The sequence below is a fragment of the Bradyrhizobium sp. CCBAU 53415 genome (genome assembly GCF_028128735.1).
GTDB lineage: Bacteria > Pseudomonadota > Alphaproteobacteria > Rhizobiales > Xanthobacteraceae > Bradyrhizobium.
In genome coordinates this window covers 1,277,622-1,300,679 of record NZ_LBJF01000027.1, presented here as the reverse complement: position 1 = coordinate 1,300,679, position 23,058 = coordinate 1,277,622, and the positions used below count along the sequence as shown (strand labels likewise).

27 protein-coding genes and 1 pseudogene are annotated in these 23,058 nt (G+C 65.6%); 9 read left to right on the top strand and 19 right to left on the bottom strand.

The window, feature by feature from the left end; translation table 11 throughout:
* Positions 1-96: 96 nt before the first annotated feature.
* The 4 genes from XH87_RS34270 to XH87_RS34255 all read right to left on the bottom strand — a co-directional run bounded on the left by XH87_RS34270 (position 97) and on the right by XH87_RS34255 (position 3,927).
* Complete coding sequence (locus tag XH87_RS34270) at positions 97-822, bottom strand: DnaJ domain-containing protein (protein ID WP_271590611.1); 726 nt, start codon at positions 820-822, stop codon at positions 97-99.
* Between the two features lie 75 nt (positions 823-897).
* Complete coding sequence (locus XH87_RS34265; RefSeq protein ID WP_271590610.1) at positions 898-1,647, bottom strand: VWA domain-containing protein; 750 nt, start codon at positions 1,645-1,647, stop codon at positions 898-900.
* Between the two features lie 155 nt (positions 1,648-1,802).
* Positions 1,803-2,663 carry an alpha/beta fold hydrolase gene (locus XH87_RS34260; protein ID WP_035709732.1) on the bottom strand — a complete coding sequence of 287 codons (861 nt, stop codon included), beginning with the start codon at positions 2,661-2,663 and terminating at the stop codon, positions 1,803-1,805.
* Positions 2,664-3,003: 340 nt separating this feature from the next.
* Positions 3,004-3,927, bottom strand: coding sequence for a division plane positioning ATPase MipZ (locus XH87_RS34255; RefSeq protein ID WP_271590609.1), 924 nt, complete (start codon positions 3,925-3,927; stop codon positions 3,004-3,006).
* 267 nt (positions 3,928-4,194) lie between these two features.
* Between XH87_RS34255 and panC the strand changes: the two genes are divergently transcribed.
* The gene (panC, locus tag XH87_RS34250; RefSeq protein ID WP_271590608.1) at positions 4,195-5,046 is read left to right on the top strand and encodes a pantoate--beta-alanine ligase; all 852 of its coding nucleotides are present in this window, start codon (positions 4,195-4,197) and stop codon (positions 5,044-5,046) included.
* On the opposite strand, the gene XH87_RS34245 is transcribed toward panC, so the two are convergent.
* The 4 genes from XH87_RS34245 to XH87_RS34230 form a co-directional block, all read right to left on the bottom strand.
* A complete protein-coding gene (locus tag XH87_RS34245) occupies positions 5,043-5,483 on the bottom strand; it encodes a DUF1489 family protein (protein ID WP_035709726.1) in 441 nt (146 codons plus the stop codon). The genes panC and XH87_RS34245 overlap by 4 nt on opposite strands.
* A gap of 42 nt (positions 5,484-5,525) precedes the next feature.
* On the bottom strand, positions 5,526-6,503 hold the full coding sequence (locus XH87_RS34240; RefSeq protein WP_271590607.1) for a hypothetical protein: 978 nt from the start codon (positions 6,501-6,503) through the stop codon (positions 5,526-5,528).
* A 157-nt stretch (positions 6,504-6,660) separates the two neighbouring features.
* Positions 6,661-6,864, bottom strand: a complete 204-nt coding sequence (locus XH87_RS34235) for a hypothetical protein (protein WP_029674288.1) — start codon at positions 6,862-6,864, stop codon at positions 6,661-6,663.
* Positions 6,865-7,170: 306 nt separating this feature from the next.
* Positions 7,171-7,833, bottom strand: a complete 663-nt coding sequence (locus XH87_RS34230) for a glutathione S-transferase family protein (protein WP_158668944.1) — start codon at positions 7,831-7,833, stop codon at positions 7,171-7,173.
* A 122-nt stretch (positions 7,834-7,955) separates the two neighbouring features.
* Between XH87_RS34230 and XH87_RS34225 the strand changes: the two genes are divergently transcribed.
* Complete coding sequence (locus tag XH87_RS34225) at positions 7,956-8,675, top strand: DUF599 domain-containing protein (RefSeq protein ID WP_271590606.1); 720 nt, start codon at positions 7,956-7,958, stop codon at positions 8,673-8,675.
* An 888-nt stretch (positions 8,676-9,563) separates the two neighbouring features.
* On the opposite strand, the gene XH87_RS34220 is transcribed toward XH87_RS34225, so the two are convergent.
* From XH87_RS34220 to mgtE, 4 genes are all read right to left on the bottom strand, one after another.
* Positions 9,564-10,472: a hypothetical protein gene (locus XH87_RS34220; protein ID WP_271590605.1), complete on the bottom strand. Its 909-nt coding sequence runs from the start codon at positions 10,470-10,472 to the stop codon at positions 9,564-9,566.
* 49 nt (positions 10,473-10,521) lie between these two features.
* Positions 10,522-11,340: an aldo/keto reductase gene (locus tag XH87_RS34215; protein WP_271590604.1), complete on the bottom strand. Its 819-nt coding sequence runs from the start codon at positions 11,338-11,340 to the stop codon at positions 10,522-10,524.
* Positions 11,341-11,460: 120 nt separating this feature from the next.
* Positions 11,461-11,757 (bottom strand): helix-turn-helix domain-containing protein, encoded by a 297-nt coding sequence (locus XH87_RS34210; protein ID WP_199763249.1) that lies wholly within the window; start codon positions 11,755-11,757, stop codon positions 11,461-11,463.
* 218 nt (positions 11,758-11,975) lie between these two features.
* Positions 11,976-13,397: a magnesium transporter gene (gene mgtE / locus XH87_RS34205; protein ID WP_271590603.1), complete on the bottom strand. Its 1,422-nt coding sequence runs from the start codon at positions 13,395-13,397 to the stop codon at positions 11,976-11,978.
* Positions 13,398-13,480: 83 nt separating this feature from the next.
* On the opposite strand from mgtE, the gene XH87_RS34200 reads away from it, so the two are divergent.
* Together XH87_RS34200 and XH87_RS34195 are read left to right on the top strand one after the other, a co-directional pair.
* Positions 13,481-14,287: a polysaccharide deacetylase family protein gene (locus XH87_RS34200; protein ID WP_442868332.1), complete on the top strand. Its 807-nt coding sequence runs from the start codon at positions 13,481-13,483 to the stop codon at positions 14,285-14,287.
* 160 nt (positions 14,288-14,447) lie between these two features.
* Positions 14,448-15,719, top strand: coding sequence for a polysaccharide deacetylase family protein (locus tag XH87_RS34195; protein ID WP_271590602.1), 1,272 nt, complete (start codon positions 14,448-14,450; stop codon positions 15,717-15,719).
* Between the two features lie 4 nt (positions 15,720-15,723).
* Here the strand turns inward: XH87_RS34195 and XH87_RS34190 are convergent, their stop codons facing one another.
* Positions 15,724-16,098, bottom strand: a complete 375-nt coding sequence (locus tag XH87_RS34190; protein WP_271590601.1) for a hypothetical protein — start codon at positions 16,096-16,098, stop codon at positions 15,724-15,726.
* A 286-nt stretch (positions 16,099-16,384) separates the two neighbouring features.
* Here XH87_RS34190 and XH87_RS34185 point away from each other — a divergent pair, with 286 nt between their 5' ends.
* Positions 16,385-16,642, top strand: coding sequence for a hypothetical protein (locus XH87_RS34185; protein ID WP_035715087.1), 258 nt, complete (start codon positions 16,385-16,387; stop codon positions 16,640-16,642).
* Positions 16,643-16,668: 26 nt separating this feature from the next.
* On the opposite strand, the gene XH87_RS34180 is transcribed toward XH87_RS34185, so the two are convergent.
* Entirely contained in the window at positions 16,669-16,980 is a 312-nt protein-coding gene (locus tag XH87_RS34180; protein ID WP_271590932.1) for an ABC transporter substrate-binding protein, read from the bottom strand.
* 37 nt (positions 16,981-17,017) lie between these two features.
* Here XH87_RS34180 and XH87_RS34175 point away from each other — a divergent pair.
* Positions 17,018-17,407 (top strand): annotated as a pseudogene (locus tag XH87_RS34175) (helix-turn-helix domain-containing protein); the annotation flags it as partial.
* Here the strand turns inward: XH87_RS34175 and XH87_RS34170 are convergent.
* Positions 17,370-17,558 carry a hypothetical protein gene (locus XH87_RS34170; protein ID WP_271590600.1) on the bottom strand — a complete coding sequence of 63 codons (189 nt, stop codon included), beginning with the start codon at positions 17,556-17,558 and terminating at the stop codon, positions 17,370-17,372. The pseudogene XH87_RS34175 and the gene XH87_RS34170 sit on opposite strands and share 38 nt — an antisense overlap.
* 12 nt (positions 17,559-17,570) lie before the next feature.
* A complete protein-coding gene (locus XH87_RS34165) occupies positions 17,571-17,900 on the bottom strand; it encodes a four-helix bundle copper-binding protein (protein ID WP_035715092.1) in 330 nt (109 codons plus the stop codon).
* Positions 17,901-18,288: 388 nt separating this feature from the next.
* Between XH87_RS34165 and XH87_RS34155 the strand changes: the two genes are divergently transcribed.
* On the top strand, positions 18,289-18,576 hold the full coding sequence (locus XH87_RS34155) for a hypothetical protein (RefSeq protein ID WP_035715094.1): 288 nt from the start codon (positions 18,289-18,291) through the stop codon (positions 18,574-18,576).
* Between the two features lie 200 nt (positions 18,577-18,776).
* On the opposite strand, the gene XH87_RS34145 is transcribed toward XH87_RS34155, so the two are convergent.
* Positions 18,777-19,385: a cysteine hydrolase family protein gene (locus tag XH87_RS34145; protein ID WP_271590599.1), complete on the bottom strand. Its 609-nt coding sequence runs from the start codon at positions 19,383-19,385 to the stop codon at positions 18,777-18,779.
* A gap of 160 nt (positions 19,386-19,545) precedes the next feature.
* The gene (locus XH87_RS34140; RefSeq protein ID WP_271590598.1) at positions 19,546-19,755 is read right to left on the bottom strand and encodes a hypothetical protein; all 210 of its coding nucleotides are present in this window, start codon (positions 19,753-19,755) and stop codon (positions 19,546-19,548) included.
* 116 nt (positions 19,756-19,871) lie between these two features.
* On the opposite strand from XH87_RS34140, the gene XH87_RS34135 reads away from it, so the two are divergent.
* Entirely contained in the window at positions 19,872-20,180 is a 309-nt protein-coding gene (locus XH87_RS34135) for a PadR family transcriptional regulator (protein ID WP_271590597.1), read from the top strand.
* 2 nt (positions 20,181-20,182) lie between these two features.
* Here XH87_RS34135 and XH87_RS34130 read toward each other — a convergent pair whose 3' ends face one another.
* Positions 20,183-21,520 (bottom strand): multicopper oxidase family protein, encoded by a 1,338-nt coding sequence (locus tag XH87_RS34130; protein ID WP_271590596.1) that lies wholly within the window; start codon positions 21,518-21,520, stop codon positions 20,183-20,185.
* Positions 21,521-21,810: 290 nt separating this feature from the next.
* On the opposite strand from XH87_RS34130, the gene chrA reads away from it, so the two are divergent.
* Positions 21,811-23,025 (top strand): chromate efflux transporter, encoded by a 1,215-nt coding sequence (chrA, locus tag XH87_RS34125; RefSeq protein ID WP_271590595.1) that lies wholly within the window; start codon positions 21,811-21,813, stop codon positions 23,023-23,025.
* Positions 23,026-23,058: the final 33 nt, after the last annotated feature.

Below are 23,058 nucleotides of genomic sequence, written 5' to 3'. Positions count from 1 at the left end.
GAGATCGACCACGCCGACAATGGCGGGCATCGGGGCGACGGCAGACGGAGCAAACGGAGCTCACGCGGTACGGGCGTTTGTAGCGTGGTGCCGGAGTTAGCCGTTATGCGTGCGAAGCAGAGTATCCTTGGCCTCGTTTACTCGGGCAGCGAGGTACGTCGAGCCCCCCTGGTCGGGATGGAGTTTCTTCATCAGGGCTTTGTGGGCCCGGCTGATGTCGTCGCGCCCCGCCCCCGGCTGCAAGCCAAGGATCTGATAGGCTTCCTCCGCCGTCATTTTGCCGCTCGCCGCCGTGCGGCGCTGCCGCCCTGCCGCATCGCCCTGCGCGTTCTGACGCCAGGCGGGAAACCGGCGGTCCAGATAGCTTTCAAGTAACGCCACGCTCTCGGCGTCGAAGGTCGGGGCCATCGCCAGCAGGCCAGCGAGATCGAACTCGTCGAGATTGCGCCCGGCGTGAGGCCCGGCGAGGATCTCGCCCGTAAGCTGGCCGGTGTCGTGGTCGAGCCGCATGTCGAGGAATTGCGAGCGCACCCGCGAGGCCTGCCCGGACGGGCGCGTCGCGCCGCCGCCGAACAGCCCGCCGACATTGCCGAAGCCGGCATTCGCCAATGGCGTCCACCCGAGTAGCCCGGCGCCGAAAATTCCGAGCGGGATCGCAACCGCCAGCTCGCCCCGCAAGCCCGTGAAGGCCGCGACCGCCAGCGCCAGCACGCCGCCTCCAAACTTGATGGTGCGCGCCAGCACCGCCGGGTTGGCGGAGCGGAACGTCTGGAGCAGCAGGTAAAGCGTGATAACAGCGACAGCGCCGGCAATCAGGGTCATGGCCGGAGTATAGTCGCCCGCTCGACAAAATGCATGGCGTCCGCCTTCGGAAGCGGGCCGCGCCGGCCTGATCCGCTACTTCATTTGGCCAATCAGCTTTGCCGCGCCGGTCACGCTTCCGGCCAGCTTCAGCAGCGCCTCGCGGCCACCGGCGGCATAGGCCGCAGCTGCCCGCAGCAGCTCGCGCAACTGCGCCGCCGCGCCAGGATCGAACCGGCACCAGGCACCGCCGGTCAGGCGCGCGATCTCGCGGAAGGCCTGCTCGGCGACGGCGTCATGGCCTTCCTGAAACACGAATACGGGTACCTTGAGCATACCGAGCTCGCCGGCCTTGACGCAGAGCTCGTCGACCTTCTCCTCCATGGCATCACCGACGAAGACCACGGCCCGCACACCCGATGCGACCGCCTCCCGCCGTGCCTCCGACAGCACCTTGCCGATCTGGGTATCGCCGCCACGACAATCGATCTTGCTCATCAGCGTTGCAAGCCTGGCGCTGTCGGAGATCCATCCCGTGGCGCGGCACTCATTGAGGCCGCGATAGTAGACCAGCCGGATGTCGAGACTGCCGAGCGCCGCGGTTTCGCGAAACATGTCGGCCTGGAGCGCGCAGGCCATGTCCCAGGTCGGCTGCCGGCTCATCGTCGCATCCAGCGCGAAGATCAGCCGTCCCTTCGCGCCCGGTGCATGCGGTGACAATGCCCGCGCCTTGGCGACGAAGGCGGCGATGTCCTCCGAGGTTGAGGCCGACGCTTGCGGTAGCGCGCCGTCTGCTTGCGCCGAGACGGCATCGCCACCGCGCGGTTTGATGGGTTCGCCCGACATCGCGGCACCTTGCGTGAGCGGCTAATGTGGTCAGCGCATGCGGCCCGGTCAATGCGCAAAGCCTCCGCGGGCAGCGCCGGCGGAGGCTTTGACAGGTGCAGTCGAGTGGTGACGCCAACTTTTGTAGGTCACCCTTCTAAGTCAGCCCTTGCAGGTCAGCCCTTGGCGGGTGCCATCAGAGCGACCGGACCGGGCTCGAGGATCTTGGGCGGGGAGGATTGCGTATCGACGGGCGCCACCTCGTTGTCCGTCGTGCTCAGGAACTTGTCGAGCATGCCCTGGATCGAACTCTTGGCCACATCCGGACCGGTGTCGCGCATGTCGTTGTGCTGGAATTCGGTCTTCACGACCTGGATGCCCGCCTTCTCGCATTCCTCGTCGGTCGGGAGCACACCCGCGTCGGTCTTGAACTGCGGATCCTGGGAGCGGAACGACAGGATCTTGAACTTGCCGGCGGTAACGAAGGGCACGCGCAGATTGTCGAGCGTGACGACCTTCTTGACCTCATCCGGATATTGCTTGGCGAAGTACATCGTGATGTCGCCGCCCATGGAGTGTCCGACCATCGTCACCTTGTCGTAGTCGGCGTTGGGCTGAACCTTCTTCATCTCCTGCATGGCGAGATGGATATTGGCGACGCCGCGCAGGATCTGCGGCAGCCGGCCGACGTAGAGCTCGCCGGGCTTGGTCACCATCGGAGGATCGGTCGGCAAGTCGTGCTGCGGGCTCAGGACCATGTAGCCGCGCGCAGCGAAGATGTTGGCGAGGAAGCCGTATTCGGTGTTCTTGACCGTGTTGCCGTGATTGATCACTGCGACCGGCAGCGTGATCATGCCGGCATTGGCCTGCATTTCCTTGTCGCGGCGCACCGCGATGTAGACGGGCACCGGACGGTTGTCGCGCGAGGCGTCGTAGAAGGTGATGGTCTCGTGCTTGATGGCCCACTTGCTCGCCGTGAAATAGGCGATGCCGCAGAGGGCACTGACCGAAACCAGAACGGCAATTCCACGCTTCATTTTCGTCCTCAGCCTCAGGCTTGGCTGCCTGAATCCCTGTTGAAAATCGTGTTCTTCCGGGGCTCTTTGGCCCCTTGTCGCCTATTCGCTAATATATGTCACAGCAGCGTGACAGGAAGGCTAAATAATGTGAAATCGCAGCCCTTCCATTGTGCGTCGCACACGTTTTATGTGCACCCCATTCTCATACCACCACGTCAGGTGCAGCTCACCATCCGACGCAACCGATCTCGATTGGGTTCAATTTCGCAATCAACACGGGGTGAAAACGCGTCGAGCGCAGCCACGGTTCCTGCAGGAACCGGCTGCCTGAATCGGTGGAAAGTAGCAGCTTACCGCCTCAGGCACCGAGGATGTCGTGGACCTCGAGCGGCTTGTCGACCTGGCTGAACCACTCGGCCCGGTTGGCGGCGCGGCGGCGACCGCGCTCGTCGAGCGGCAGCTTGAGCTGGCGGAGCAGGCTCGTCACCTCCTCCCGCGCGGTAAGATGGCCGAGATTGGGCCGCATGCCGAGCGTGGCTTCGTCGATCTCGTCGAGCGCCGTCAGGCCACGCGGGAAGAACTCGCGGTAGACGACACGTTCGGCGAAGCCGTCAACGTAGCGGAAGCCGAGCCGCAACGACAGATCCTTCAATCCCTCGGCGACCAGCTGCTTGTTGCGCGAGCCGAGCATGGACAGGCGGTTGCGCACGACGATCCAGTCGGTGGTTGCGCCGTCGAGCTGGCGGCGCTTGCGCCTGACGTCGCGCACCATCTCGGCATAGTGGCTCTCGCCCGTCACTGCGTAGGTGGCGGGATCGACGGTGCCCAGCACGTCGAAATCGAGGAAGCTGTCGTTGATCGGCGTCACCAGCGTGTCGGCCATCGAATGGGCTAGCCGCATCAGATAGCTGTCGGTGCCGGGCGTATCGACGACGATGAAGTCGAAGCTGCTCTCGACCGCCGAGACGGCTTCCATGAACTGCTGGAACTCGGAATTCTCGTTCTCGGCGATCTGCATGGTCTCGCCGAGCCTGATGCAGCGATGCACCGGCAGTTCGAGCTCGAGCTTGGTGCGGCGAGCCCAGGCGGCGCGGTTGTCGATGTAGCGGGTGAAGCTCTGCTGGCGGCAGTCGAGATCGATGGTGGCAACGCGCTGGCCGGCCTTCAGGAGCGCAACGGCGATGTGCAAGGCGGTGGTCGATTTGCCGGAGCCGCCCTTCTCGTTGCCGAGCACGACCACATGCGCCGTGCCGGATTGGCCTTGGCTAGCCTGCACAAGCATAGTGATCCTCGACACCTCGCATGAATATCTTCGAGTTGACCGCGTCTGCGGTCAAGTGAAATGCGTGACAGGTCATGCAAATCGCAACGCGCCTGCGTCGTCATGAATCGCGGCGCCGTCGTTCGTGATGCAGTCCACGCTGTCGCGACGTCCTGCGCCACCTTGCACGGGATGCTGTGCCGCATCCGGATGCATGGCGTCCACGATCGCCGCTTGTTAAGGTTAGCCGCCCGCCACCTGCCCCGATTCCCAATCCATCGAGTCCTGATGTCATCAAGCCCCTTGATCGCCCGCACGGTCCCGGCCCTGCGACGCGCCGTCGACAATCTCCGCAAGCGAAAGGCCACGATCGCGCTGGTCCCGACCATGGGGGCCCTCCATGACGGACACGTGTCGCTGGTTCGTCTCGCCAAGCGGCGCGCCAGCCGCGTCGTGGTGTCGATCTTCGTCAACCCGACCCAGTTTGCCCCGACCGAGGATTTCGGCGCCTATCCGCGAACCTGGAAGGCCGACATCGCCAAGCTCGCGGCCGAGGATGTCGATATCGTCTGGCACCCCGGCGTCGAGGCCATGTATCCGGAGGGCTTTGCCACCCGCATCGTGCCGGAAGGTCCGGCGCTGGCCGACCTCGAGGACCGCTTCCGCCCGCACTTTTTCGGCGGCGTCGCCACGGTCGTCGGCAAGCTGTTCACGCAAGTCCGGCCGGACGTCGCGATCTTCGGCGAAAAGGACTTTCAGCAGTTGCGAGTGGTGACGCAGATGGCGCGCGATCTCGACCTCGGCGTCAAGGTGATCGGCTCCCGCACCGTGCGCGAACGCGACGGGCTGGCGATGTCCTCGCGCAACGTCTATCTGTCGCCCGAGGAGCGCCAGACCGCCACCGTGCTCTACCGCGCCATGAAGGAGAGCGCGCGGCGGATCAAGGCCGGCGATGCCATCGCGCCGGCGATGGCGGGCGGCGCCGAGATGATCAGGACAGCCGGCTTGATGCTCGACTATTACGAGGTCCGCCATGCCGAGACGCTGGCGCCGGTCGCCTCGCGCAAGGACGGCCCCCTGCGGATCCTGGTCGCGGCCAAGCTCGGCACGACCCGGCTGATCGACAATATCGCGGTTTAGAGCAGCCCGAGGTCGCGCAGTTCGCGCCGCATCGGCTCGGGCATCGCGGCGATCGAGCCGGCCGCGGACTTGCCGAGATCGGCCGGCACGGAATCGTCCGTGAGATAGCGCCAGCCCTGGAACGGGCGCATCGGCCGCGGCGAGACCGGGATCACCTTCGGCTGCATCACGATCCGGCAGCGCCCGATACCGTCCTTGTCGCGGAACGGCTCGATGCCGATGATCTTCTCCCGCGCGGCGATCTCGCCCTTGATCACCCAATAGAGCGAACCGCCGGCGAGGATTTCGGCGTCGCGCTTGGGCACCATGCGGGTGATGTGGATGTGACGTTGCGGCAGACCCTTCTTCCTGGCGGTCTGCATCCTTTCGGCCACCCACTCCTTCAATTCCTTGACGGAGTCGCAGCCGACGGCGAGCTTGATCAGATGTAGCGGCATGCCCAAGCATTAGCCGGGCAGCCACGCATTGGGAATGCCGATCTACTCGTTATCCGCAGCCGCGGGAGCCGGCGCCGAGGTCGGTGGCACAAGCGGAACCGGTGCCGCTGCCGGCGCGCGCGCGGCCTTTGGCGCCGGCGGTTTCCTCGCGGCGGGTGCCGCAGCCTGTGCCGAGGCCGCGGCCGGGGCTCGCGGTGCCGCGTTGGCTGCAGGCGCCGCCTGGCGCGTCGCCGCCGTGGGCGGCTCCGGGTTCATGATGCTCACCGGCGGGATCGACGCAGCGCTCGGGAACTCCGCGTTGGTCGGCTTGCCCGTCGGCATCGACGGCGGCAGCCCGGCAAGTGCAGCGGTAGCCGGCATCGCCGGCGCCGTTGCGGGCGCGTTCCAGGTCGGCGCATAGCGCGCGACCAGCGTGTCGTAGAGATGGGAGCCCATGTTGGCGGCGATCTGCTGCTGGTCGGTCAGCGAGCGGAACGCGGCGCAATCGAACTGCGTGCAGCCGTCGCGCGCGATCAGCACATGCGCGACAAGACCGTAGCGATCACGCTCGAGCGACTTGCGCAGCACCTTCATGTCGAGTGTCAGGCTCTTCTCGGCCGTGGCGACGTCACCGTGCGCGGTCAGCCGGTCGATCCTGGCGGCAGTGTAGGAGACGGCGGCGGCCGCTGTGTCAGGCGCGCCGAACAGCGCTTTCTCGCAGCCGGCGCCGACGGCATCGCCGGCGAGATCGTCGAGACAGGACAGCGCCGGCAGGCTCGCGATGACCGGGGCCTGCGCGCGCGCTTCGGCCGGGGCGGCCTGCCCCTCAGGTCCATAGACGCGCACGGTGGCTGCCCCGGCGATCGCGATGGATAGCAGCGTAATGACGGTCAGCGCGCCGTTGGCGACCGATCTGTCGGCGCGCAGCAGCGCGATCAGGAGGATCAATCCGAAGAATCCGGCAGCCGCCAGCGTCATCCACATCGGCAAGGCCGGCGAACGCCAGATTTGGTCGAGCGAGGTGGCCCATGCCCAGTTCATGCGCGACATCCTCTCACGCGAGCAAAGCGCGAATGGTCAAGCGAGCACCGCGAGTCGGCAACTGGCCCCGGGCCCACGTTGTGAAGGTGAAGCGGGCCTTTTGACGGCGGCAGGATACGAATCCCTGATGGCACCAATGCGCGGGTGCGGTCGGTCTTCAGGACAGCGCGAGCTGGCTTTCCTTGGCGACGCGCTCGAAGGCTTCGGTCGAACTCTTGATCCGGTACTGGCAGTCGTCGCCTTCGGTCGGCAGCAGACGGATGACTTCATACGAGCCGCTGGCAGCGGGACGCGCGACGTTGCTGGCCGTGAACAAGACGCGCGATCCCACGGGAAATTTGTGCTTCAACACCCTCTCCATCACTCAAACAGCGCCTGCCTCGCCCAGTGTCCCACTGCGATGGCCGGCCGGAAACCCGGGCCGTTATATAGCACGCACCCCGCCGTTTTGGCCAGCGTCATGCCAGCATGGCAAGCGCTCAAATTTTGCAGTCATTTCAAAATGATAACGGGACAACCGGCGGGCCGATGATACCAGCGGAGCCGCTCGTTCCGCCGGCATGTCGCAGGCTGGTGTCGCAGCCCCCGAGCCCGCGGCCCCTGGCCCGGCGCCGGCCCGAGGGCTGGCCGGCCGGCACGCGGTCGGCCGCCCCCGTCGGACCGGCGATCAGGCGTCCTCGAACTTCGCGATGACAAGCGTTTCGGCAAGCCCGTCGCGCGTCCATTCCTGGAACGCCGGCAACGCCATCATCGTCTCCATATAGGCCTTGGTGTCCGGCGCCACCTCGATCGCATAAGTGCGAAAGCGGTGCACGACCGGGGCATACATGGCGTCCGCCGCGCCGAAGCGGCCGAACAGGAACGGTCCCTTCGCAGCATAGCGAGTGCGGCACTCGCGCCAGATCTCCTCGATGCGCGCGATGTTGGCCTTGGCGTCGGCCGACAGCGCCACGGGGCGGATCGGCCGATGCAGGTTCATGCCGCATTCGCTGCGCAGCGCCACGAAGCCGGAATGCATCTCGGCGCACACCGACCGGGCATGCGCGCGCGCAGCGGCGTCGTCGGGCCACAGCTTCACTTCCGGATAGCGCTCGGCGATGTATTCGATGATGGCGAGCGAATCCCACACCGTGATGTCGCCGTCGACCAGCACCGGCACCTTGCCGGCGCGGCTGAAAGACAGGATCTGCTCCTTGTCCGCGGGATCGTCGGTGTAGAGCGGGATCAGCGTCTCCACGAAAGGGATGTCGTTGGCGCGGAGCGCGAGCCAGGGCCGCATCGACCATGACGAGTAGTTCTTGTTGCCGATCGCGAGTTTCAGCGCAGCCATGTCACCGGTCCTTCTCGATACGTCTTGAAGCGAGCCGCTTTTAGCGCCATCGCCTGCCGCCAATCAATCGTTGCTGCGCCCCGTCATGCATGGCAATCGTTGCGGTTCCTCAGGAGACAGACATGAGCAGGCATTGGGTCGACATCGCCGCCGTCGGCTTCTTCATCATCGAATGGCTGGTCTATGCCCTGACGCTGGAGCACTCGGCCTATGGCCGCGACAGCCTGTCGGCGCGCATGAACCGCTATCGCGAGGTCTGGGTGCGCCGGATGCTCGACCGCGAGACGCGCATGGTCGACATGCAGATCATGGCCTCGCTGCAGAGCGGCACCGCCTTCTTCGCCTCCACCAGCCTGTTCGCGCTCGGCGGCGCGCTGGCGCTGCTGCACGCCACCAACGACGCGATCACGATCCTGAGCAAGCTGCCGATCGACCTCAGCACCTCGCCGGCGATGTGGGAGCTCAAATGCGTCGGGCTGGTGCTGATCTGCGTCTACGCCTTCTTCAAGTTCGCATGGGCCTATCGCCTGTTCAACTATGTCGCCATCCTGTTCGGCGGCATGCCGCCGGCTGATCGGCGCGACACGCCGGAGGCCGAAGCCCATGTCATCCGCACCTCCCGCCTGTTCGAATCCGCCGGTCGCCACTTCAACCGCGGCCAGCGCGCCTTCTTCTTCGCGCTCGGCTATCTCGGCTGGTTCGTCAGCCCCTGGGTGCTGTTCGTGACCACCGCGGCCGTGGTGGTCGTGACCTGGCGCAGGCAATTCGCGTCCAGTGCATGGGCCGCGATGGCGCCGGAGGTGCCGGCGGATGGTGGTGAGGGGATGAAGCGCGATCATTGATCTCCCGTGTCCCGGACAAGCTGCAACGCGCGAGCGTTGCTGCGCAGAGCCGGGACCCAGCGCCACACGGACTGCTCAGGCGCATGGGCCCCGGCTCTGCAGCGCACCGTCGAAGTGACGCTGCGCTGCGTCCGGGGCACGAGAGCGGAGTGGCGTGCTCGCAATGACGGAACAAGAGGCGGCATTGCGACTCTCCAACGAGTATTTCGAATTGCAGACATACCTTCGCATCCTCGCGGCGCATTCGCCCGAGCTTTGCCTGGTCTCTCCACCCTCTCGATCCAAGAGGGCACAGGGAAGGCCGGGTGCTGACCTCGCACCCGCGGTCTGCTGCGCGAAAGGCACGCGCAGGAAGAACCGCACAGCAGCATACAGGTGGTGCCAATCACTCGGCCTTCCCTGCGCGATGGTCGGACGGCTTATGCCGTGATCTCCCGGGAGCCGAACTTTCCTTTGGCCTCCCTCGCCCCCGCCGAATTCACCGGCACCCGCGCCGGTTGACGCAAGAGCCGCATCCGCAAGAGCTTGACCGTAGCAACGACGGCCAGGACCACACGGTTTTGCCGTACGCGCGGCCCGCCATGTCGCCGCAGTTTTCCCGGCCCCGTCGACGGAGCCGGAAACTTACAGACGAGACGAACCTGTCAGCGCCGCTCGTCCGCACGATGCCTTGGGCTCACGGAGAGCAATCCGCCCTGCCCCTGACATCTCGTGCACGACGCTGCCGCGTCCACCGCAAGCCCGGCTCGCGAAAATGACGACCACATGATCGCCCCTCGAGGATGAGCCGGGATGGACGATACATACGCCATTTCCGAATTTCGGTAAAGCGGAATATTTTCGCGCCCGCGGGTTGACAGCCCGGCGACACAGCCCGGGCTACGGGGGCTACCCGCCGAAATCCCGCGGACTGAACGGCAAGTCCAGCACCTTCCATTCCCTGTACTTGTCGGCCGGCAGCATCTTGTACGGCTGGCAGTCCTGGAGCGCGCTCATTGCGGACTTGACGATGGCCACGCCCTTTGCGGACGGCGGAGCCTCGATCAGGATCGGCTCGCGCGCCAGCGTGCCGTCGGTGGCGAACACCGCACGCAGCTTGACATTGACGTTGTCGGTCGGCGCGACCCCGGCCGGCAGCCTGGCGCAGCTCCGCAAATGGCGGCGAAGCTCGGCGATGACTTCGGGCGGAAGCCTGGCTGCGATCGAATCCTTGGCATCGCCGCCATCGTCCTTGGGGGCATCTTTCGGCAGCTCCGGCGGCAATTCAGGCGGCAGGCCCAGCATGACGCCGTACTTGACGGTGACATCAGGCTCCGGAGCCTGATAGGCCGGCGGCGGCGCAGCCTGAGGCTGCGGCATCGCCTGAGGCGGCGGCTGGGACTGCTGCTGCTGCGGTTGCTGAGGCTGCGGTTGCACGCCGGCCTCGCGCTGCTTCGACGCTTGCGAGGGTTGCGGCTGCTTCTGCTGTGGCTCAGGCGAGGCCTGTGGTGATGGCGATGGTGCAGCAGCCTGCTGCCTGGCCGCGGGCTCCGGCGCTGAGTCCGTCTTGTCGGTGACATCCAGCTTCGGCAGCTTCAGGTCGGGGAGCGGCCCCGGCGGCTTCTCCTTCTCCTTCTCCTCGGCCCTGACCTCTTCCTGCTTCACCTGCTCCGGCGTGACGATGTCCACCGCAACGGTCTCGGGCGGCGCGGCATGGAACGGGCGGACTTCGCTGATCAGGATGACCAGCGCCACCAGCGTCAGATGCGCGATCGCCGACGCCGCAATGTCCGTCCGTATGATCTTCCGCAGTTCCATCGACCGATCTTGGGTTGCCGCCGCGGTCCTAGCATAACGGAAGTCCCTCTCAATCCCATTTCGGAGCGAAGCCGAAGTCGGTCAGCCGTCCCCTGGGATTGGCGAGCGCGGCGATCCGGCTCATCTCGTCCTCCGACAGCTCGAAATCGAAGATCTCGATGTTCTCCGACAGGCGCTCGACGCGCGAGGTGCGCGGGATCGCAGCGACATTCTGCTGCACCAGCCAGCGCAGGCAGACCTGCGCCGGCGTCTTGCGATGGGCGCGGCCGATCTCCACGAGCGTCTGGTCGGACTTGACGCGGCCCTTGGCGATCGGGCTGTAGGCGACCAGCGCGAGGCCGTGCCGTTCGCACGCCGCCCTCACCTTCGCCTGATCGAGATAGGGGTGATATTCGACCTGGTTGCAGACGAGCGGCTCCGCCGACAGCGCGACCGCCTGCTCGATCAGCGCCACCGTGAAATTGGAGACGCCGATGTGGCGGGTCAGCCCCATTTGCCTGGCATGCGACAGCGCGCCCAGCGTCTCCGCCAGCGGTACGTGGGGATTGGGCCAGTGCAGCAGCAACAGATCAACGGAGGGAAGCCGCAACCGGGCGAGGCTCTCCTTGACCGAGCGTTCGAGATCGTGGGGCGCGAAATGGTTGGTCCAGACCTTGGTGGTGAGGAAGACGTCGTCGCGGCGCACGCCCGAGGCGCGCAAGCCGTCGCCGACCTCGCGCTCATTGTCGTAGACCTGTGCGGTGTCGATGTGGCGATAGCCGAGTCGCAGCGCCTGCTCGACCACGCGCGCGGCAGGCCTCCCGCTCAGCTCCCAGGTCCCGAGCCCGATCGCCGGGATTCTTGCGCCATTGGCCTCGACGAACAGCATGAGGAATCCTCTCTGTTGCGGCAGCCCGAAATGTCACTATGGACCCGGCCGATGATGCTGCCAACGGAAGCCGCAACGATCGGGCCGAATATTCAATGCAAGACTAACGAGAGGTGTGCATCAGACCTTGGCGAGCGCCTGAAACACCGTGTCCGGGGCATGCGCGATCACCGCGAGCAGCGCGCGGGCCGGCCCTCGCGGCGCGCGCTTGCCCTGCTCCCAGTTGCGGATGGTCTCGACGGGGACGCCGAGCTTGGCGGCGAACTCCATCTGGGTCAGGCAGGCGCGGCGGCGCAAATCGCGCACCGCGAGCGGACCGGCCTCGACCGGCGCGGCATTGGCCGCCGGCTGGACCGGAAATTCCCGCCCATCCCGCAATTCGACGATCCGTCCGTCCGCCTTCAGCCGCAACCGCATGCCGATTCCCCCAAGCGCAGGCGATGATGCGGCAGGTCGCTTAAGTTCGGATTAAAGATGGTCTCGTGCCCCGGACGCTGCGCAGCGCCTCTTCGGCGGTGCGCTGCAGAGCCGGGGCCCATATCGCCACAGTGTCGTGCCGCTTTGTGGGTCCCGGTTCTGCGCAGCAACGCGAAGGGGCGTTGCAGCGCGCCCGGGACACGAGAGCGAGGGCGCCCCTACCTCAGCCCGAACCACAGGGTCGCAATGCCGAGGAAGGAGAAGAAGCCGACAACATCGGTCACGGTGGTCACGAAGGTGCCCGACGCCACCGCCGGGTCGGCCCGCACGCGCTCCAGCGCCATCGGGATCAGGATGCCGCCGAGCGCGCCGGCGACCAGGTTGCAGATGATGGCGAGGCCGATGACGATGCCGAGGCCCGGGATCTTGAACCAGGCCACCGCGGCGATGCCCGTGATCACGGCGAAGGCGAGACCGTTGACGAGACCGACCAGCGTCTCGCGCAGCACCACGCGCCATGCGTTGGAGGAGCCGAGCTCGCGGGTGGCGAGTGCCCGCACCGCCACGGTCATGGTCTGGGTTGCGGCATTGCCGCCCTGGCTCGCCACGATCGGCGCCAGCACCGCGAGCGCCACCATTTTTTCCAGCTGGCCCTCGAACAGGCCGAGCACGGAGGACGCCAGAAAGGCGGTGGCGAGATTCACCAGCAGCCAGTTGAAGCGGCCGCGCGCAATCGTCAGGAACGTGTCCGACAGTTCTTCGTCGCTGGTGACGCCGCCGAGAGCCTTGAGGTCCTCGTCCGCCTCCTCCTCGATGACGTCGACGACATCGTCGACCGTGATGACGCCGACCAGGCGGTCCTGGGTGTCGAGCACGGGCGCGGCGACGAGATTGTACTTGCCGAACATGCGCGCCACCTCTTCCTGGTCCTCCAGGACGGACACGCGGCGGCGGTCCTCGTCGGTCAGCTCGGTCAGCGCCACCGGCCGGCGCGTGCGCAAGAGCACGTCGAGCGGCACCGCGCCCTGCCAGTGCTGGTCCTTGTCGACGACGTAGATCTCGTAGAAGCGGTCGGGCAGATCGGGCGTCTCGCGCATGTAGTCGATCGCCTGGCCCACGGTGAAATCCTGGGGCACGGCGATGAACTCGGTCTGCATCCGGCGACCGGCGGAATTCTCCGGATACAGCAGGCTGCGCTCGAGCGCGACACGCTCCTTGAGCGGCAGCTTTTCGAGGATCTCCTCCTGTTCCTCGGCGTCCAGGGTCTCCAGCAGCTCGACCGCGTCGTCGGATTCGAGCTCGCGGACGCCCTCGGCGACCGTCTCCGGCGGCAGCTCCTCGAGGATCTCCTCGCGGACGGTCTCGTCGACCTCGTTCAGGGCCGAAAAGTCGAAGTCGCGGCCCGTGAGCTCGACCAGGCGGACGCGGTCGTCGGGGTCCAGGGCCCCGATCAGATCGCCCAGATCGGCCTCGTGCAGTTCCGCGACGCAGGCCCGCAGCGCCGAGCTGTCGCCGGCCTCGATCGCACGGGCAATTTCTTCGACGAATTCATGACGAATTTCGCCGTCCTCATTGCGCATCGGCACGTGGTCGAGTACCGAACCGGAGGCGGATGGGGCAACGTCCATATGTTCATCCATGGCGCGCCTCGCCGGTTGACAGGTTGGAACAAGTGGTCTGAGCTGATGGTTCAGGCAATACCCACAAGGCAACTCTGGGCGCAATGACAAAGATGCTTCGGTTGAAATGGACATCGATGACGGCGGGCGCGATCGTTGCGGCCCTCACCGGCATTGCCTCGACCCATGCCGCCGAGTGCCCGCGCAAGGATGCGCTCGGCACTTCGCGCATCCTGACCGTCGCTGCCAAGACGTATCCGCGCGTCGGCTTGAAGAGCTTTCCCCAGACGCTGCCGCTGGCGGATCACGAGGTCGTGCTGACCTTCGACGACGGGCCGTTCGCGCCGACGACGTCGAAGGTGCTGGCGGCGCTGGCGCAGGAATGCGTGCGCGCGACCTTCTTCCTGATCGGCCAGCACGCCGCCGAGTATCCCGACATGGTCAAGCGCATCGCCCGCGAGGGCCACACCGTCGGCCACCACACCTGGTCGCATCCGTTCATGGCGCATATCCCGTTCGACAAGGCGGTGGCCGATCTCGATCGCGGCATCGCTGCCGACGAGATGGCGCTGCACGGCACCTCGACGACGACACCCTCGACCCCGTTTTTCCGCTTTCCCTATTTCGAGTCGACGCAAGCAGAGCTCGACCTGCTCCAGTCGCGCGGCATCGTCGTGTTCGGGGCCGATCTCTGGGCGAGCGATTGGGAAGAGATCACGCCGGAGCAGGAATTGAAGCTCGTCACCGAACGCCTGGCGGCGAGCGGCAAGGGCATCATCCTCTTCCACGACAACAAGGTGCGCACGGCCGCAATGATGCCGGCCTTCCTGCGGTATCTGAGGGAGAACGGCTATCGGGTGGTCCACGTCGTACCGGCGGGCACGTCACAGAAGAACGCCGATGCGCGTTGATGCCGGAATGTCACGTCGGCGCAAAATGGGGTGATCCCGGCCCTATTAACACTCTGTTCATGCTAGCCCATGCAAAGATGGTAGGGGTGTTGCACCTGAACCATTTCGGGGTGTCTCCGACCTACCAAGGAGGCAATCGCCATGAGGGCAGACCGGGTTCATGATCGGAAGTAGCGTTGTTTTGCGGACGCGATCGTGGATCGTCCTCTGTCTGGGAATGCTGATCGTCGGTTCGCCGGCCGCGGTTGCGGCCGTCTGTCCCGGCCACCCGGACGCCCTCGGCACCTCCCGTACCCTCGTGGTCGATCCGCGCGAGCATCCGCTGATCGGCACCATGCAGTACCGCGAGACGCTGCCGCTGAAGGACCATGAGGTCGTCCTGACCTTCGACGACGGTCCGCTGCCGAAATATTCCAACCAGGTGCTTCAGATCCTCGCCGACGAGTGCATCAAGGCGACCTTCTTCATCATCGGCAGCCAGGCCAAGGCCAATCCGGAAGGCGTGCGCAAGCTGGTCGCGGCGGGCCACACCGTCGGCACACACAGCATGGACCACCCGCTGACCTTCGACCGGATGCCGATCGAAAAGGCCGAGGCCGAAATCAACGGCGGAATCGCGTGGACCTCGGCCGCGATGACCGATCCGTCCCAGCTCGCCCCGTTCTTCCGCATTCCCGGCCTGATGCGCGCCGAGGGCGTCGAGAACTATCTGATCTCGCGCGGCATCCAGGTCTGGAGCGCCGATTTCCCCGCCGACGACTGGCGGCATGTGTCGTCCGACCGCGTCTACCAGCTCGCGATCCAGCGGCTTGAGGCCAAGGGCAAGGGTATCCTGCTGCTGCACGACATCCAGGCCCGCACGGTGGCGGCGCTGCCGAGGATCATCCGCGACCTCAAGGCGCGCGGCTATCGCATCGTGCATGTGGTGCCCGCGACCGCCGAACGGCCGGCGACGCCGACCGCGACGGTGGAATGGCTGCTGCATCCGCCGACCGAGACGACGCCGATCGCGCGCTGGCCACGCGTGCCGAATTTCGCGTTCACGCAGACCCGGACGCTGCCGGCGCCAGCTCTTGCCGACCTCAATGCGCAGGCCGAGCATCAGCCGCTGCTGCCGCTGCGGACCATGGCGCAGGCCAATGTCGCGGCTACCCTGCCCGTGCCGGGCCGCGCGCTCTTTGCGATCCCGGAAGGCTCGGTCGAGGTGCTGCTGTCGACGACCTTGTCGCGGCGTGCCGCGACGCGGCTGGCAATTGCGGCCGAGACGCCCCGGGCCGCGGCAAAGGACAAGGCCGCAAAGGGCAAGGCCGGCAAGGCGCACGCTCACCGGACCGCGCATGCGGCGCCTGCCGCTCTCAAGCATGCCGCGCAGGCCAAGAGCGCGACGCCCCGCCCGGCCCGCGTTGCGACCAGCGTGAAGAAGCGCGCCTGAGCGGTTATTGCCGCATGATGGCGGCGACGCAGAACAGCACGATCAGCGCCAGGAAAAACAGGTCCATATAGGACTTGAGTTCGCCGTCGCGCCGCAGCCGCGCAACGTCGGCGACGACCTGCTTGCGCGCCGAGGTTCCGCCCGCACCGTCATTGATCGGAGCCTGAAGGCGCCTGGTCTCGGCCTCGAGCTTCTCGATCTTCTGGTAGAAGTAGAACGCGCGCAGCGTCGAGGCCGCGCGCATGGCGGCATAGACCAGCACCAGGATCGCCAGGATCGCCCGGTTCGGATACTTCTCCATGAAGTTCAGGCTGAAATAGACCATCGCCATGAAGGCGAAATTGGTGAGGAAGCGGTAGACGAAGCTGAGAAAGGCCATGCTGGCTCGAACCTTGAGGGATCGCGCAATCGGATTGTTGCGCGTGCGGGATCACGAGGCCGACCGGAGCAGCCGGCCTGGATGCCGTGCAGGCCGGTCTACGCCGAGTTTATTTCAACAAAGATACGATCGCCCCGCGCCCGCCGCCTTTTAGCCACACGCGGCCATAATGCAACCCGGCGCACGGCGCCGATCTGCCTCGACGCCGGCAGCCGCAACGGCTCAATGGCGATTTGGCCGAAGTCGCGATAGACTGGGGACCTGCCTCCACATCCGGGGTCTGCCGATGCCGAAGAAGGGAATCACGGGCCACGACGACTGGGTTCTGACCGAGGCGCTCGCGACCGCCCTGGTCGCACTGGAGCAGCTCGAACCGAAGCACCAGCCGAACGCGCATATGGACGACATCCGCAAGTTGCTCGCCAACGGCAAGGAGCCGGCGGCGGTGAGCCTGCACCTCGCCCAGGCCAAATGCCGCCTGTTTCCCGAGCTCGACCCGCTGGAGATCTACCGGGAATACGGCATCGGCGAGGAGTACGGCTGAAGGCTGCTTTAAGAGGGCGCGATGCGCTAGTTCTGCGACGTCTTCAGCAGCGGGCGTTCGCTCTGGCTCAGGGGATGATGAGCGTCCTCGGCACGGATTGTCTCGACGTTGTAGTAGTCCCAGGGCGCTTTCACGTCCGCAGGCTTGTTGACTTCGACGAGATGGAAATCGTGCACCAGCTTGTTGTCAGCGCGCAGCCGCTCGCCCGGCGCATGGAAATCGTCGACGGGCATTGACCGTATCTTCTCAAGGACAGCATTGGTGTCATCCGTGCCCACGGCAGCCGCGGCCCGCAGATATTGCAGGACGGCCGAATAGGCTTGTGGCGCGGTCGGCATGGCGTTGTGGAGCTTGTAGAAGCGCTGGCCGAAGGCTCGTACGCCGAATGGCCGCTGCGGCAGCCTGCTGTCGTGGATGCGCGAGAATCTGGATGCTTCTCTCACGGTCGAGGCGCTGGTGGAGCGTGCAGGGCTGAGCTCACGGCATTTCGTCCGCTCCTTCGTCGCCGAAACCGGATCCACGCCGACAAAGGCGGTCGAGCGCCTGCGCGTCGAGGTGGCGCGCGACCGGGTCCAGTCCTCCGGAGAGACGATCGAGCGTGTCGCGCGATCCACGGGCTTTTGCGACCCCGAGCGGATGCGCAGGGCCTTCATCCGAGCATTTGGTCAGCCGCCCCAGTCGTTGCGGCGCTGCGCCCGGATTGCGCGAGAGGTGCGGAAGACCGGGCTTAAGGCCCGCCCGCGACAGAGCCCGCGACCACCATGACCAGCGCGCCAAGGTCGATGTTGCCGTTGACGGTCAGCTCCTCCGAACTTTGTGCGTCCCCCGCGCCCTGGATCTTCAGCGATTGCGGCCGGTCGGCGGCCTGGCGCTGCAACTCGCCGACGATTGCCTCCTTGAGTTTTTCTTCCAGCATGGGCCTTCTCTCTCAGGCCGCCATCGCGCGACAGGATTGGGCGCAGGAGCGGCACATCGCGACGCATTCGTCCATGCCGCCGATCCGCTCGCAATCCTCGGCGCATTCGTTGCAGATTTCGGCGCACTCACCGCAGGTATGCTTGTGATGCGGCGTGTTGATCAGCATGAAATGCGCGGCGGTCCGGCACATCTCGGCGCAGGCCATCATCAGGCGGAAGTGCTTCGGCTCGACATGCTTGCCGCCGGTCTCGAGGCAATGGTTCATCGCCGTGCCGAGGCATGTGCGGTAGCAGCTCATGCAGAGGTCGATGCAGCGGGTCATGTCTTCGGACTGGACCATCCGTTCTCTCCATTGCGTGCCCCGCCTCTGTCGACCAAAGCGGAGCAACGCGCTTCGTTCCAGGATCCGGTCGATTGTGACGGGACCGGCTCAAGAAGGCGCGGCGGCAGGCTGTTATGGATCGTGCAGGCGCAATTGCGGCGTGGGCGAACGCGACCGCGAGCTGGTGCAGGTCGGTGAGGACCTCGCCGACGCCGTAGAGCCCGTCGATCGACGTGCCGAGGTCGTCGACCCTCAGACAATCATCCCCGCTCCTGGCGCGTTTGGGTCTGTTTCCTGCGGTTACGTTTCGCGGTCATGCGCAGGATACAATCGCGCCTCCGATGCAGTTCCGCCGGAACATAACTGCTGATTCGCATGTTCAAGAACGACTTGAAGGAGGATCATCATGGCAAAAGCAGCATGGAAACGGCCGGGCTCGCCGATCGGCCGCAAGGGACCGCGCAAGGCAAATCCCGCCTACAAGCGCCGCGCACGGCAGCCCTGGACGCCCGCGGACGTCAGCAAGCTGAAGCAACTTGCGAAAGGCAACACGCCAACCGGCGTGATGAGCATCAAGCTTCAGCGCCCGGTCGCAGCCATCCGCAGCAAGGCCCAGCGCGAAGGCATTTCGCTAAGGCCCGTCAATCGCTCACCCTACAACCGGCGAACCAAAGCCGCGAAGAAGGGGCGTTGACGACGCATATTGCCGGGCCGACGCAATCCATTGCGGCGACTGTAGGCCGGGTGACCGCAGCCACTTTTCCGAGACCCCGTTTCCGCCTGACGCGCCTTGCGTAACCTGTCCTCGCGCGCCGCACCGGGCGGAAGCAGGCTGGCTTGTTCGCGCAGACGCCGCGCTTCGGCGGCCAGCCGAGCCTCCAGAGTCTCGATTTGCTACTCCCGCCAGAATTCGGCCAGCTCTTCCGCTGTCACCAGGTCGACCTGGCCGTGAAAGCGGGTGCGATACATCGTCATGAGCGCATCGTGCCCGACGTCGGACGAACTGCACAGCGCGTCCTCGACGATGACAATCCTGAAGCCGAGATCGATAGCGCTCAGGGCAGTCGAGAGCACGCAGACGTCCGTCTCTGCGCCCGATATCACGACGGTACCGACCTTCTTTTCCACCAGCAGGCTCGCGAGGCCGGGATTGCTGAAGGCCGAATAGGCCGGCTTGTCGATGACGGCAGCCGGCGGAACGAAGCGGTTCAAGGCCGGCACAAGCTCAAGAGCGGATGGCGGCAGATGCCTGCGGGTCGCCTGGTGCCAGCGGCGAAAATAGCTCTGCCACTGCCCCGGGCGATCTTCCGGATCCTGCGGAGTGATGAAGCGGGTGAAGACCGTCCGGTCCCGATGGCGCGCAACGATCGAGGCAATCGTAGGCAGAACCCGTTCCATCCAGGGCGTCGCCCACAGACCGCCGGAAGCGAAAATGTTCTGCATGTCGACGCAGAGGTGAACGGCGTCCCTGATGTCGGCAACGTCCGAGGCGCTGTTCCTCATCGTCCTCCCTCCGCGGCCATACGGCCTCATCCAGCATTCGGGGCGCTCGCTTTCCGCATGACGCCTTGTCCGGTTGCAAGACCCGCACCCACAAACCCGAGATGCCATCGTCCAGCACGGTGTTCAACGCGAAGCCATACTGATCGCGGAGCCCCGCCGATCAGCGCCAGGCTTTCTCGTTCTTCTGTTCGTAATCCTTGAAAGCCTTCTCAAGCCCGCTGAGGACTTCGGCGGACGTCTCGAACATCGCTCTCAACTGCGGTTCGTCGACCTTCTGGATGTCTTCGCGCAGATGGTTCCGGATCTCCTCAAGCGCCTTCTGCATCTTCTGCGTATGGTGCCGGGGATCGCGATCTGCCGCACTTGCCATGGTCAGTCTCCTCGCTGTTAATGTGGCTGCGCCGGACGCAGGAGCGCCCGGCGGGAACGGCGAGTCAACGGACCGCCGAGAGCGTCGTTCCAATTACGAAATTCGATAAAGAAGACATGAAATACAAGGACTTGCTCACGGGATTCATCAGGCTGCACATTCTGCACCACGCTGCGGAACACGAAATTTACGGCCAGTGGATGATCGAGGAGCTGGCTCGACACGGCTACAAGCTCAGCCCCGGGACGCTCTACCCGCTGCTTCATGGCATGGAGCGGAAAGGCTATCTGCGGTCGCGCAAAGAGCATCCCGGACGAACCGCTCGCACCCTCTATCGGGCGACACCGCTCGGAAAACGCGGACTCGCATTGGCCAAGTCGCGGGTCCTCGAGTTCACCGGCGAGGCCATCAGGAAAAGCCGATAGCATCATGCATACGTGATCAGCCCGGCGAAGCCTTCGTCCATGTGGTCTTGATGATGGCAGTGGAAGAAGGTCGGCCCGGGGTCGTCGGCGACGAAATCGACCTCGGCCGTCGAGTATCTGGGCATGCTGATCGTGTCCTTGATCACCCCGGCGGTCGGCTTGTCTCCCACCTTCGTGATCTCGAACGAGTGGCGATGCAGGTGCACGGGATGCTCGTCGCCGCTGTTGTTGTTCAATACCAGGCGGTACCGCCTGCCCTTGACGACGGTGAAGAGCGGATTCGTGTCCGGCCAGGATCTTCCGTCGATGGTCCAGCGATTGTAGCCACCTCTCCCGCCCGGGATCTTCTCGAACTTCAGTCCGATCGTCTCGTCGGGCGCTGCGGCCGGTACGTCGGAGCGCCCGAACGCGGTGTAGTCCCATCTGGATTTCGCGGGCGCCGACCAGGCTGGCTCGCCGCCGCGGCCGGCGTATTCGACGACCACGCCCATTCCCATGTTGCGGTCCCCATCCTCCGTCGAGCCGAAGACCCAGACGCCGGGATTGTTCATCTCCACGATCACGTCGGCGCGCTCGGCGACGTCGAGTTTCAGGATTTCGACGGTCGCGGTGGTCGGGACCGGATTGCCGTCGAGCGCCAGCACCTTGAAACGATGTCCCGGCAGCGCGAGCGTGATGCCCATATTGCCGCTCGCGTTGAGCACCCGGAACAGCACGCGCTCGCCTTCGCGCACCCGGATCGGCTCTCCGTGGCCGAGCATGCGATCGCCGAGGGTCGCTGCGCGATACATGACCTCCAGTCCGTTGTCGGGCGGCGGGCCTGCCTTGATGTCCTGCATGCTGACCCAGTGACCCTCCCAGTGGTGCGCGGCGAGCAGCACCTCCCGGTCATAGCCGCCGGGATCGCCGGCGGCGGGCTCCACGATGAGGAATCCGAACTCGCCCGTATAGGTGCTCTTGTTGAGATCGGTCATCGCCATCGCGTGGCTGTGATACCAGCGGGTCCCAGAGGGTTTCGGGAAATATTCGTAGGTCAATGATTTGCCGGGCTCGATGATCGGCGAGCCTTCTTCCGTCGACCCGTCCTGCCGCGAAGGAATCATGAGGCCGTGCGAATGAATCAGATTGGGACAGCCGGAATCGTTGGTGACTTCGATCCGGACCGGCTGGCTCTCCCTGACCCGCAGTGCGGGCCCGGGAACGGCTCCGTTGTAGGCCGTGGTCTTGATGATTTTTCCGGGCGCGATCTCGAGCGAGATCGGCGCGATCCTGATCTTGTAATCGGCCGTCTCCTTCGGCAACGCCTGGGCATGAACGAGCGGGAGGGTCTTGGCGGTCATGAGCGAGAATGCACCGGCCCGCGCGCCGCGAAGCAGAGTTCGCCGGCTGATGAGCGACCGAGGGGTGTCTCCACGTCGATCAATCGTCGTCATCGCTCTGACCTCCTTCGGCTGGCCTTGAGTAACACCGGTCGATTGCCCCGCAACAGCCGGACGAGCAACCTCCGCCAACAAAACAAGTTAAGTTGGCAAGCTCGCATGATCTGGAACCGACGGGAGAACCGATCTTTTATCGAAATCCGATAACCGCTAGAACGATCTCGGAACGATGCGGGGTCGAAGGAAAAGTCATGACCGATGACGCGATCGAGGCGAACAAGAGCGCCACCTCGCCTGCCGAAGTGCTCCTGATCTTCCTCAAATTGGGGCTGACCTGCTTCGGCGGTCCGATCGCCCACATCGGCTACTTCCGCGACGAGTTCGTCCTGCGGCGGAAGTGGATCGACGAGCATGCCTTCGCCGATCTCGTCGGCCTGTGCCAATTTCTGCCCGGCCCCGCCAGCAGCCAGGTCGGCTTCTCGATCGGATTGATGCGGGCCGGCTACCTCGGCGCCCTCGCCGCCTGGACCGGCTTCACCTTTCCTTCGGCGGCTCTCCTCGTCCTCTTCGCCTACGGCGCGGGCACGCTCAGCGGCCCGGCCGGCACCGGCCTGCTGCACGGACTGAAGCTGACCGCCGTCGCCATCGTGGCGCAGGCCGTCTGGGGCATGGCACGAAATCTCTGTCCAGACCGCGAACGCGCATCGATCGCGGTCGTGGCCGCGCTGATCATCGTCTTCAGCACAGCTTCGATCGCCCAGATCGGCGCGATCGTTCTCGGCGGCCTCGCCGGTCTGTGGCTGTGCCGCAGCGAGGCGCCGGCGCCGTCCGGACACGTTGAAATCCGGGTGTCGCGGACCGTGGGCCTGATCACTCTCGGGATGTTCTTCGTCCTGCTGGCGGGGCTGCCGGCGCTGCGCAGCTTGACGGGATCCACCGGCGTCTCCCTGTTCGACGCGTTCTACCGCTCCGGCGCGCTTGTCTTCGGCGGTGGCCACGTCGTGCTACCGCTGCTGCGCGAGGCCTTCGTCGCCCCGGGCTGGTTGAGCGACGATGCGTTCCTTGCCGGCTACGGCGCCGCCCAGGCGGTGCCGGGCCCGCTCTTCACCTTCGCGGCCTACCTCGGCACGGTGGTCTCTCCGAAGCCGCACGGGCTCGCCGGCGCGACGCTCGGCCTCATCGGCATCTTCCTGCCCGGGATCCTGGTCCTGCTCGGCACTCTGCCGTTCTGGGACTCGTTCCGGAAGCGCGCCGGCGCCCAGGCCATGATGCGGGGCGTCAACGCCGCGGTGGTCGGCGTGCTGGGCGCTGCGCTGTACGATCCGGTGTGGACGACGACCGTGCATTCGCCACGCGACTTCGGCATCGCTCTTGTCGGCTTCGTCCTGCTGGTCGCCTGGCGCGCCCCTCCGCTCATCGTCGTCGCCTTCAGCGCTGCAGCGGGCATGGCGATGACGCTCGTTTGAGTTCAGGCAAGCGCCGTCCGGCCGAGGCCGATG

Excerpts from the sequence above, each read along its gene's own strand:
- XH87_RS34200 (WP_442868332.1), top strand. The coding sequence starts at position 13,481 with ATGACAAAGATGCTTCGGTTGAAATGGACATCGATGACGGCGGGCGCG.
- XH87_RS34210 (WP_199763249.1), bottom strand. The coding sequence starts at position 11,757 with ATGCGGTTGCGGCTGAAGGCGGACGGACGGATCGTCGAATTGCGGGAT.
- XH87_RS34165 (WP_035715092.1), bottom strand. The coding sequence starts at position 17,900 with ATGGTCCAGTCCGAAGACATGACCCGCTGCATCGACCTCTGCATGAGC.
- XH87_RS34225 (WP_271590606.1), top strand. The coding sequence starts at position 7,956 with ATGAGCAGGCATTGGGTCGACATCGCCGCCGTCGGCTTCTTCATCATC.
- XH87_RS34240 (WP_271590607.1), bottom strand. The coding sequence starts at position 6,503 with ATGAACTGGGCATGGGCCACCTCGCTCGACCAAATCTGGCGTTCGCCG.
- XH87_RS34190 (WP_271590601.1), bottom strand. The coding sequence starts at position 16,098 with ATGGCCTTTCTCAGCTTCGTCTACCGCTTCCTCACCAATTTCGCCTTC.
- XH87_RS34155 (WP_035715094.1), top strand. The coding sequence starts at position 18,289 with ATGGCAAAAGCAGCATGGAAACGGCCGGGCTCGCCGATCGGCCGCAAG.
- XH87_RS34215 (WP_271590604.1), bottom strand. The coding sequence starts at position 11,340 with ATGCTGTTCGTCGAGGCCAATGGCGCAAGAATCCCGGCGATCGGGCTC.
- XH87_RS34230 (WP_158668944.1), bottom strand. The coding sequence starts at position 7,833 with ATGGCTGCGCTGAAACTCGCGATCGGCAACAAGAACTACTCGTCATGG.
- XH87_RS34265 (WP_271590610.1), bottom strand. The coding sequence starts at position 1,647 with ATGTCGGGCGAACCCATCAAACCGCGCGGTGGCGATGCCGTCTCGGCG.
- XH87_RS34195 (WP_271590602.1), top strand. The coding sequence starts at position 14,448 with ATGATCGGAAGTAGCGTTGTTTTGCGGACGCGATCGTGGATCGTCCTC.
- XH87_RS34135 (WP_271590597.1), top strand. The coding sequence starts at position 19,872 with ATGAAATACAAGGACTTGCTCACGGGATTCATCAGGCTGCACATTCTG.
- XH87_RS34245 (WP_035709726.1), bottom strand. The coding sequence starts at position 5,483 with ATGCCGCTACATCTGATCAAGCTCGCCGTCGGCTGCGACTCCGTCAAG.
- XH87_RS34140 (WP_271590598.1), bottom strand. The coding sequence starts at position 19,755 with ATGGCAAGTGCGGCAGATCGCGATCCCCGGCACCATACGCAGAAGATG.
- XH87_RS34185 (WP_035715087.1), top strand. The coding sequence starts at position 16,385 with ATGCCGAAGAAGGGAATCACGGGCCACGACGACTGGGTTCTGACCGAG.
- XH87_RS34270 (WP_271590611.1), bottom strand. The coding sequence starts at position 822 with ATGACCCTGATTGCCGGCGCTGTCGCTGTTATCACGCTTTACCTGCTG.
- XH87_RS34260 (WP_035709732.1), bottom strand. The coding sequence starts at position 2,663 with ATGAAGCGTGGAATTGCCGTTCTGGTTTCGGTCAGTGCCCTCTGCGGC.
- panC (WP_271590608.1), top strand. The coding sequence starts at position 4,195 with ATGTCATCAAGCCCCTTGATCGCCCGCACGGTCCCGGCCCTGCGACGC.
- XH87_RS34180 (WP_271590932.1), bottom strand. The coding sequence starts at position 16,980 with ATGCCGACCGCGCCACAAGCCTATTCGGCCGTCCTGCAATATCTGCGG.
- XH87_RS34170 (WP_271590600.1), bottom strand. The coding sequence starts at position 17,558 with ATGCTGGAAGAAAAACTCAAGGAGGCAATCGTCGGCGAGTTGCAGCGC.
- XH87_RS34145 (WP_271590599.1), bottom strand. The coding sequence starts at position 19,385 with ATGAGGAACAGCGCCTCGGACGTTGCCGACATCAGGGACGCCGTTCAC.
- chrA (WP_271590595.1), top strand. The coding sequence starts at position 21,811 with ATGACCGATGACGCGATCGAGGCGAACAAGAGCGCCACCTCGCCTGCC.
- XH87_RS34130 (WP_271590596.1), bottom strand. The coding sequence starts at position 21,520 with ATGACCGCCAAGACCCTCCCGCTCGTTCATGCCCAGGCGTTGCCGAAG.
- mgtE (WP_271590603.1), bottom strand. The coding sequence starts at position 13,397 with ATGGATGAACATATGGACGTTGCCCCATCCGCCTCCGGTTCGGTACTC.
- XH87_RS34255 (WP_271590609.1), bottom strand. The coding sequence starts at position 3,927 with ATGCTTGTGCAGGCTAGCCAAGGCCAATCCGGCACGGCGCATGTGGTC.
- XH87_RS34220 (WP_271590605.1), bottom strand. The coding sequence starts at position 10,472 with ATGGAACTGCGGAAGATCATACGGACGGACATTGCGGCGTCGGCGATC.
- XH87_RS34235 (WP_029674288.1), bottom strand. The coding sequence starts at position 6,864 with ATGGAGAGGGTGTTGAAGCACAAATTTCCCGTGGGATCGCGCGTCTTG.